The 8,107-nt window shown below is 78.1% G+C and carries 11 protein-coding genes; 9 read left to right on the plus strand and 2 right to left on the minus strand.

Going from position 1 to position 8,107, the window contains the following annotated elements; all coding sequences use genetic code 11:
- The first annotated feature begins 21 nt into the window (after positions 1-21).
- The 5 genes from V9U69_RS08395 to V9U69_RS08415 all read left to right on the plus strand — a co-directional run bounded on the left by V9U69_RS08395 (position 22) and on the right by V9U69_RS08415 (position 4,291).
- On the plus strand, positions 22-1,095 hold the full coding sequence (locus V9U69_RS08395; protein WP_337061137.1) for a PfkB family carbohydrate kinase: 1,074 nt from the start codon (positions 22-24) through the stop codon (positions 1,093-1,095).
- A 166-nt stretch (positions 1,096-1,261) separates the two neighbouring features.
- Positions 1,262-1,408, plus strand: coding sequence for a hypothetical protein (locus V9U69_RS08400; protein WP_337061139.1), 147 nt, complete (start codon positions 1,262-1,264; stop codon positions 1,406-1,408).
- An 83-nt stretch (positions 1,409-1,491) separates the two neighbouring features.
- Complete coding sequence (locus tag V9U69_RS08405; protein WP_337061140.1) at positions 1,492-2,208, plus strand: UdgX family uracil-DNA binding protein; 717 nt, start codon at positions 1,492-1,494, stop codon at positions 2,206-2,208.
- 32 nt (positions 2,209-2,240) lie between these two features.
- Positions 2,241-2,909, plus strand: a complete 669-nt coding sequence (locus tag V9U69_RS08410) for a GntR family transcriptional regulator (protein WP_337061141.1) — start codon at positions 2,241-2,243, stop codon at positions 2,907-2,909.
- Positions 2,906-4,291, plus strand: a complete 1,386-nt coding sequence (locus V9U69_RS08415) for an MFS transporter (protein WP_337061142.1) — start codon at positions 2,906-2,908, stop codon at positions 4,289-4,291. The genes V9U69_RS08410 and V9U69_RS08415 overlap by 4 nt, the downstream gene beginning before the upstream one ends.
- Here V9U69_RS08415 and V9U69_RS08420 read toward each other — a convergent pair.
- Together V9U69_RS08420 and V9U69_RS08425 are read right to left on the minus strand one after the other, a co-directional pair.
- On the minus strand, positions 4,288-4,992 hold the full coding sequence (locus V9U69_RS08420; protein WP_337061144.1) for a DedA family protein: 705 nt from the start codon (positions 4,990-4,992) through the stop codon (positions 4,288-4,290). The two genes, V9U69_RS08415 and V9U69_RS08420, sit on opposite strands and share 4 nt — an antisense overlap.
- Entirely contained in the window at positions 4,989-5,897 is a 909-nt protein-coding gene (locus tag V9U69_RS08425; protein WP_337061145.1) for a spermidine synthase, read from the minus strand. The genes V9U69_RS08420 and V9U69_RS08425 overlap by 4 nt, the downstream gene beginning before the upstream one ends.
- A gap of 101 nt (positions 5,898-5,998) precedes the next feature.
- On the opposite strand from V9U69_RS08425, the gene V9U69_RS08430 reads away from it, so the two are divergent.
- The 4 genes from V9U69_RS08430 to V9U69_RS08445 all read left to right on the plus strand — a co-directional run.
- Positions 5,999-6,226: a hypothetical protein gene (locus V9U69_RS08430; protein WP_337061147.1), complete on the plus strand. Its 228-nt coding sequence runs from the start codon at positions 5,999-6,001 to the stop codon at positions 6,224-6,226.
- Between the two features lie 101 nt (positions 6,227-6,327).
- The gene (locus V9U69_RS08435) at positions 6,328-7,065 is read left to right on the plus strand and encodes an EcsC family protein (RefSeq protein ID WP_337061149.1); all 738 of its coding nucleotides are present in this window, start codon (positions 6,328-6,330) and stop codon (positions 7,063-7,065) included.
- A gap of 11 nt (positions 7,066-7,076) precedes the next feature.
- A complete protein-coding gene (locus V9U69_RS08440; RefSeq protein WP_337061150.1) occupies positions 7,077-7,472 on the plus strand; it encodes a YkvA family protein in 396 nt (131 codons plus the stop codon).
- A 152-nt stretch (positions 7,473-7,624) separates the two neighbouring features.
- Positions 7,625-8,107 (plus strand): DUF4192 family protein (locus tag V9U69_RS08445; protein ID WP_337061151.1); only part of this gene is annotated, 483 nt, incomplete at its 3' end.

The following is an 8,107-nucleotide window of genomic DNA, read 5'->3' on the forward strand; positions in this document are numbered from 1 at the left end:
GCGATCACCCAGCATCGGGGCGTGCCCGAGGACCCGCAGCCCTTCGACGTCCACGTGCGCGGCACGGTGTTCCTGGACATCGTCTTCACCGGCCTGGAGGCCGAGCCGCGCCTGGGCACCGAGGTGTGGACGTCCGGGATGGGCTCGTGCCCGGGCGGCATCGCGAACATGGCCGTGGCCGCCGCCCGCCTGGGGCTGCGCACCTCCCTGTCGGCGGCGTTCAGCACCGACGCCTACGGGCGCTTCTGCTGGGAGACGCTGGGGCAGCAGGAGGGCGTGGACCTGTCCGCCTCCCACCGCGTCGAGGGCTGGCACTCGCCGGTCACCGTCTCCCTCGCCTACGGCGGGGACCGGGCGATGGTCACCCACGAGCACCCGCCCCCGGTGCCGGACCCGCTCGAGGTGCCGGCGGCGCGCGCGTGCCTGGCCCACCTGGAGGCCGACCCGCAACCGTGGGTGCTGCGCGCGGAGAGCCAGGGCGCGCTGGTCTTCGCCGACGTGGGCTGGGACTCCTCCACGCAGTGGAGCCCGGACGTGCTCGCCGGGCTGGAGCACTGCTACGCCTTCCTGCCCAACCACGTCGAGGCGATGCGCTACACCCGCACCGACGACGCCGCGGCCGCTGTCGCGGCGCTCGCGGAGCGGGTCCCGGTGGCCGTGGTCACCCGCGGGGCGGACGGCGCGGTGGCGGTGGACCAGACGACGGGGGAGAGCGCGCAGGTGCAGGGGCTGCGGGTGGAGGCGCTGGACGCCACCGGCGCCGGGGACGTGTTCGGGGCCGGCTTCCTCACCGGCACCCTGGCCGGCTGGCCGCTCGCGGACCGCCTGGCGTTCGCCAACCTGTGCGCGGGCCTGAGCGTGCAGCAGTTCGGCGGCTCGCTGTCGGCGCCGGGCTGGGGCGACATCGCCGACTGGTGGTCCCACGTGCGGCTGGGCCCGCGCACCTCCGCCACGGCGGAACTGGTGCGCCGCTACGGCTTCCTGCGCGACGTGCTGCCGGCCGAGCACGGCCGCGCGGTGCGCCGGGCCGGGGCGACGCTGGCGGTGCGCAACGACCTCCCGGTCGGGCCCAGCGCCCCGTCGGCCCCCGCCTGACGCCGCGGGGCGTACCGTCTGAGGACCGCACGGGGCCCGAGGGGCCCCGTCGCCGGCCCGCAGCACCACGACGGGGGACTCCAGGGCCCCGGGCCGGCACCACGCGGGACCGCGCGCCGAGCAGGCGCGAGCACGCCCGGTCGAGCCGGGCGACGAGGAGCACACCGTGGACAAGTCCCCGCGCAACGGGTCCGTCAAGAAGGCCGGCAAGTCGCTGAAGGAGAAGCGGGTGGACAAGAAGGCCAAGTCCGCCGACCGCAGCGCGGCCGCGGCCGTCGCCGACAGCGTCACCGGCTCCCGCAAGGGCCGCTGAGCGTCCGGGGTGCCCCGCTGCGGCGGGGTGCCCCGCTGCGCCCGCGACGGGCGACCGCCCGGGGGCGCAGCCATGATCGGGGGGTGAGCGAGCCCGCGCCGGAGACCGCGACCAGCACCCCCGACCGCGCCCCGCGGGGCGCGCCGGGGGACGCACCGCCCCGCCCCCGGCGCCCCGGCGCGGCGCAGTGGGTCCCGCCGGGCGCGAGCGTGGCGCAGCTGCGCGAGGCCGCCTCCGCGTGCCGCGGCTGCGAGCTGTGGGAACCGGCCACGCAGGTGGTCTTCTCCGCCGGCGCCGTCGACGGGCGCCTGGCGCTGGTGGGCGAGCAGCCCGGCGACCAGGAGGACCGGCGCGGGATCCCCTTCGTCGGGCCGGCCGGTCGCCTGCTGCAGCGCGCCGTGGCCGAGGCCGGCATCGACCTGGCCACGACGTACGTGACCAACGCCGTGAAGCACTTCCGGTTCACGCAGGAGGCGCCGGGCCGCCGGCGGATCCACGCGAGCCCCGACGCCGCGCACGTGAGCGCCTGCCGGCCGTGGCTCGCGGCGGAGCTGGCGCAGGTGGACCCCGAGGTGGTGGTGTGCCTGGGGGCCACCGCGGCGAGGGCTCTGCTGCCGGCGGGGTTCCGCGTCACGAGGCACCGCGGGCAGCTGCTGCGCCTGACCACCTCGCGCGGGGAGAAGACCTTCGTGGGCACGATCCACCCCTCGGCGGTGCTGCGCGTGCCGGAGGCCGAGCGGGAGAGCGCGTACGCCGCCCTGGTGGCGGACCTGCGGGTGGCCGCGGGGGCGCTCGGCTGACCCGGCCCTCGCCGTGCGAGGATAGATACATCATGGACACAGCTCAGGTGCACACAGCTCAGGCGCACGCAGCGCCGCCCGCCGCCGAGCGCGTCTACGCCGACGTCAAGGCCGCCATCCTCGACCGCTCCCTGCCCGGCGGGCACCTGCTCACCGAGGGGGAGGTCGCCGAGCGCGTCGGCGTCTCGCGCACCCCCGTGCGCGAGGGCCTGCTGCGCCTGCAGGCCGAGGGGCTGGTGCACCTCATCCCCAAGCGCGGCGCGCTCGTCGTGCCCGTCTCGCCCGCCGAGGTCGAGGACGTCCTGGAGGCCCGCGAGCTCGTCGAGGTCCACACCGCCACCCGCGCCTGGGACCTGCGCGCCGAGCTGACCGGGCCGCTGGCCGCTCACCTGGACGACATGCGCGCCGCCCGCGAGGCCGGCGACGCCTGGGCCTTCACCGCCGCCGACCGGGCCTTCCACGCCACCGTGGTGCGCGCCGCCGGCAACGAGATCCTCGCCGGCCTCTACGACACCCTGCGCGACCGGCAGATGCGCATGGGCGTGGCCATCGTCCGCGGCTCCCGCGAGCGCATGGGCACCACCCTCGACCAGCACACCGCGCTGCTGGAGGCGCTGGCCGGTGAGGACCGCGAGCACTGGCTGCACCTCGTGCGCGAGCACGTGCGCGGCGCCGGGCAGCGGCTGCGGGCCGCCCGGTGAGCGCGACGCGCCGTCCCACCACCGCGGACGCGGCGGCCGTGCCCGGAGCGTGGCTGGTCTTCGCCGTGGGCGCCGCCGCCTACGTCGTCACCGTCGCCAACCGCACCTCCCTGGCCGCCGCCGGCCTCGAGGCGCAGGAGCGCTACGCCATCGGCGCCGGCGCGCTCTCCAGCTTCGCCGTGCTGCAGTTCCTCGTCTACGCCGCGCTGCAGGTGCCCGTCGGCGTCCTCATCGACCGCTGGGGTCCGCGCCGCCTCGTCGTCCTGGGCGCCGCCACCATGGGCGCCGGGCAGCTCCTGCTCGCGCTGAGCACCCAGACGTGGCAGGCCGTGCTCGCGCGCGTGCTCGTCGGCGCCGGCGACGCCGCCACCTTCATCTCCGTGGTCCGCCTGGTCACGAACTGGTTCCCGCCGCGGCGCGTGCCCGTGCTGACGCAGCTCGTCGGGTTGTTCGGCCAGTTCGGGCAGGTGTTCAGCATCGTGCCGCTCGCCGCGCTGCTGCACGGGCCCGGCTGGACGCCGGCGTACACCGGCCTCGCCGCCTTCAGCGTCCTGGCCGCGGTCCTGTCGGTCCTTCTGCTGCGCGACGTGCCACCGGGCGCGCCCGATCCCCGCACCCGCCGCGGGGCCCGGCAGGTCACCGGTGACCTGCGCGCCTCGCTGCGCCACCCCGGCACCCGGCTGGGGCTGTGGTCCCACTGGGCGACGCCGTTCGCGGGCAACGCCTTCGCCGTGCTGTGGGGCTACCCGTTCCTCGTCTCCGGCCAGGGCCTGACCAGCGGGGCCGCCGGCGCCCTGCTGACCGTCTACACCGCCGTCGCCGCCGGCACGGGCCCGCTCATGGGCGCCCTCGTGGCCCGGCACCCGCTGCGCCGCTCCTGGATCGTGCTGACCGTCGTGGCCGCCCAGGCGCTCGCGTGGGCGCTGGTGCTGGCCTGGCCCGGCCGTGCGCCCCTGCCGCTGCTCGTGCTGCTCGTGGTCGTCCTGGGCACCGGTGTGCCCGGTTCGCTGATCGGCTTCGACTACGCGCGCACCTCCAACCCCGCCCACCGCCTGGGCGGGGCCACCGGCATGACCAACGTCATGGGCTTCGCCTCCACCGTGGTGCTCGTGCTGGCCGTCGGCGTGGTCCTGGACCTGCAGGGCGCCGGCAGCCCCGGCGCGTACTCGCTCGGGGCGTTCAAGGCGGCGTTCGCGCTGCAGTTCCCGCTGTGGGCGATCGGCGTGGCCGGCATCGTCGTCAACCGCCGGCGCACCCGTGAGCTGCTGGCCCGCGAGGGCGTCGTGGTGCCCCGGATGCGCGAGGCGGTGCGCCGGGACGCGGCCGCCCGCCGCGCCCGCGGCGGTGCCGCGCGCCCCGGCCGGGACGACGCGCTGACCTAGCGCTGATCGCCGTGCGGCGCGGGACGCTCGTCGCGCTGCGCCTCGCCGCCCGCGCGCCGCCGGCGCACCCGCCGCAGCACCGCCCACACCAGGACGCCCGCGATCGCCGCGTAGAAGACGTAGTCGACGTACTGCCCGTACTGCTCCACCAGCTGGTACTGCGTTCCCAGCGCCATGCCCAGGCCGATGAGCAGGCCGTTCCACAGCGCCGATCCCAGCACGGTCAGCAGCGAGAACTTCCACAGCCGCATGCGCGCCGCGCCCGCCGGCAGGGAGATCAGGCTGCGCACGCCGGGGACGAAGCGGCCCGTGAACACCGAGGCGCCCTCGTGCCGGCGGAACCAGTCCGAGGAGCGGTGCACGTCGTCGGCGTCCATGAGGGGGACCCGGTCGGCGATCGCCGCCGCGCGGCCCAGCCCGATCGCCCGGCCCACCCAGTACAGCAGGAGCGAGCCGAGGAACGCCCCCAGCACCGACAGCACGGCCACCCACAGCAGGCTGACGCGGCCCTGCTGCACCTGGTAGCCGGCCAGCGGCAGCACCACCTCGCTGGGGATCGGCGGGAAGACGACCTCCAGGAAGCTCAGCGCCCCCACGCCGGGCGCACCCAGGGTGGCGACCGTGTCGAGCACGAAGCCCGTCAGGCCGCCGACGTCGGCGCCGGCCTGCCCACCGGTCGCGGTCTGCAGCAGGGAGCTCATGCGGGAGCGTCCTCCGGGGGATCGGTCGTGGGGACGGCGGGCCCGGAGCCCGCCGCGGCGGCGTCCGTGACAACGCTCGCCCCCGCGGCGAAGTGCCGCGCGTCGGCACCCGCCACCAGGCGGGCCGGGGCCGCGCCGCCGGACAGCGCCCGCACCAGCTCGCGCTCGGGCAGCGGCTCGTGCGAGGCCAGCAGCAGCGCGTTGCCGTAGCGCCGCCCGCGGAAGACGCCCGGCTCGGCGAGGACGGCGACGTGCTCGAAGACCTCCGCGGCCGTGGCCACCTCGGCCCGGGCGTGCGGCATCGGAGGTCGGTCGGCCAGGTTCGCCACCCACACCCCGCCCGGCGCCAGCACGCGCGAGACCTCCCGCAGGAACTCCACCGTCACCAGGTGCACCGGCACCCGGTCGTGGACGAAGGCGTCGCGCACCAGCGCGTCCTGGCTCGCGTCCGGCAGCGCGGCGACGCCGGCGCGGGCGTCGGCCACCTTCAGCTTGAAACCGGCCGAGCCGCTCGCGCCGAAGCTGCGGCGCACCAGGTCCACCAGCCGCTCGTCCACCTCGAGCACCAGCTGCCGCGAACCGGGCCGCGTGGCCGCCACGTACCGCGGGAAGGCGCACCCCGCACCGCCCAGGTGCACCACGCGCAGCGGGCCCGGCGGGTGCACGGCGTCCAGCACGGCCGCCGTCCACTGCTGGTACTCGAACACCAGGTGCTCCGGGTCGGCCAGGTCCACGTACGAGCTGGGCACGCCGTTGACGAGCACGAGCCAGCCGTCCGGGTCGTCGCGGTCGCGCTCCAGGCGCACCGTCCCCGTGCTGATCAGGGCCTCGCCCTCCACCGGCCCGGGCCGCCGCGGGCCGGGGCGCGCGGCACGGACCGGGCGCGGGCGCGGGGAACGGGGCACCCGCCGATCCAACCAGCCGCGCCCGGCGCCGTCCCGGCAGCCCGCCCCCGCGCCGCCCGGCCGCGCTGAAGTCCGAGCCACCTCCTGCCGAGGTAGTCCCCATGTTCACGTTCGTGCAGACCGCGCTGCTCGTCCTCTTCCTCGTGCCCCTGGTCCTCGACCGCCGCGCCCGCCGCCGCCCGCTGGACGCCGCCCTCATGCCCGTGGCCGACCGCCCGCCGGCCGGCGCCGGCGAGCGCGCGCCGCGCCCCTGGGCCCGCCGCCGCTACGTCGAGCACGGCGTGGCCGAGGTCGCCGCCTACCTCAGCGAGCAGGACCCCGCCCGCTGAGGCCCACCGCGGCGCCCGCCCGGCGCGCGCCGGGGACCCGCGGCGGTTAGCGTCTGCTGCGGTCCGGTCACGTCCGGCCGGCCGGAGGAGGGACGAGACCAGTGGCACGCCGCGACCGGCACCCGCAGGTCACCGCCGCGCAGGCGCAGCAGGTCGCCGCCGCGCAGGCGCAGGAGACCGACGACTCGCGCGCCGCGGCCCTGGTGCAGCGGCTGCTCGCGCTCGGCATCGACGGCAGGGGGCCCTTCGACGGGGCCGCCGCCGTGGCCCGCCGGGCGCGCGCCGGGCACCCCAGCACCGAGTCGGCCGTGCACGAGGTGGTCCGCCGGCACACCCGGCTGGTGGCGGCCGGCGGCTTCGCCACCGGGGTCGGCGGGCTCGTGACCCTGCCGGTGGCGCTGCCCGCCAACGTCCTCGGCTTCTACGTGCTGGCCACCCGCGCGGTCGCCGCCGTGGCCGAGCTGCGCGGGTACGACACCTCGCGCCCGGAGGTGCGCAGCGCCGTGCTGCTGACCCTGGTCGGCGCCGACGCCACCGACGTGCTGAAGTCCGCCGGCCTGCCCCGCCTGAACCTCGGCGGGCGCCTGGTCTCGCTGGCCACCCGTCGCTGGCCCCCGGCCGTGCTCATGCTCGTCAACAAGGGCGTCGGCTTCCGCCTGCTGGCGCGCCTGGGCACCGGTGGGCTGGTGCGCGTCGGCAGCCGCGCGGTGCCCGTGCTGGGCGGGGCGATCGGCGCCGGCGCCGACGTCCTCATGCTGCGCCGCATCGCCAAGCACGCCGAGCACGCGCTGCCCCCGGTGGCCGCGGGGCGCGCGGACGGCGACCCCGAGCGCTCGTGAGCAGGCCCGCGGTGGGTCCGGCCGGCCCGCCGCCCGTCGCGGGGCCCCACCGTCGCCGCGCCGCTCTGGCCGTCCTGTGGCGCACCCTGCGCTCCGGCACGGCCCCCGGGACCCCCGGTGTGGCGGAGCGGGCCCGGTCCCTGCCGGCGCTGGTCTCCGACACCGTGGGCGGTCGCTACCGCGGCCCCGGCCGCGCCCGGCTGGCCGGCGCGGCCCTCGGCCTGGCGTACCTGGTCTCACCCGCCGACGCGGTGCCCGAGGCCGTGCTCCCGCTGCTCGGTCTCCTCGACGACGCCGCCGTCGCCGCGTGGGTGGCCGGTGCCCTGCTGAGCGCCACCGAGGACTACGCCGACTGGCGGTCGCGGCGCTCCGCCCCGTTGACCCGCCGCGTTGACCCGCCGCGTTGACCCGCCGCGCTGACCCGCCGCGCTGACCCGCCGCAGCGGGCCGGGCACCGGGGGCCCCGCCGCGGGCGTCACAGGCGGCGGGCGCCGCGCGCACCGCCCACGGGTGTGGACGCCGCACCGCCGCGGCTCGCCCGCCCCGGCACGGTGGCGCCGTGACCGCCGACCCCGCGCCCCCGCCCCCGCTCGTCCTGTCCGGCCCGGGGGAGCTGCTCGCCGTGCTGCCCTACCGGCTCGGGTTCCACCCGCGGCACAGCCTCGTCCTGGTGGAGCTGCAGGACGGCGGTGCCCGCAGCTCCTGCCGCCTGGGTGCGGTGGTGCGCGTGGACCTGCCCTCCCCGGACGGCGCAGCCGGTGCGGACGGTGCGGGCGATGCGGACGGTGAGGCCGGGACCGCGCCGGGTGCCGGGCGGGAGGGGGCCGAGCGGGCCGCGGCCGAGGCCGTGGCGTGCCTGCTGCGCACGCGCGTCCGCGGCTCCGGCGGCCCGGTCCTGGTCGTCTGCTACGACGAGACGGGCACCGGGCTCGACGCGGGGCTCGACGCGGGGCTCGACGCGGAGCCCGGTCTGCGCACCGGGCCGGTGGGGGCCGCCGCCGTCGCCGCGGCCCTGGCCCGCCTGCGCGACGAGCAGGTGCTC

This window comes from Kineococcus sp. G2 (genome assembly GCF_037154035.1).
GTDB lineage: Bacteria > Actinomycetota > Actinomycetes > Actinomycetales > Kineococcaceae > Kineococcus.

Coding starts and splice junctions, on each gene's coding strand:
- V9U69_RS08430 (WP_337061147.1), top strand. CDS start 5,999: ATGTTCACGTTCGTGCAGACCGCGCTGCTCGTCCTCTTCCTCGTGCCC.
- V9U69_RS08420 (WP_337061144.1), bottom strand. CDS start 4,992: ATGAGCTCCCTGCTGCAGACCGCGACCGGTGGGCAGGCCGGCGCCGAC.
- V9U69_RS08410 (WP_337061141.1), top strand. CDS start 2,241: ATGGACACAGCTCAGGTGCACACAGCTCAGGCGCACGCAGCGCCGCCC.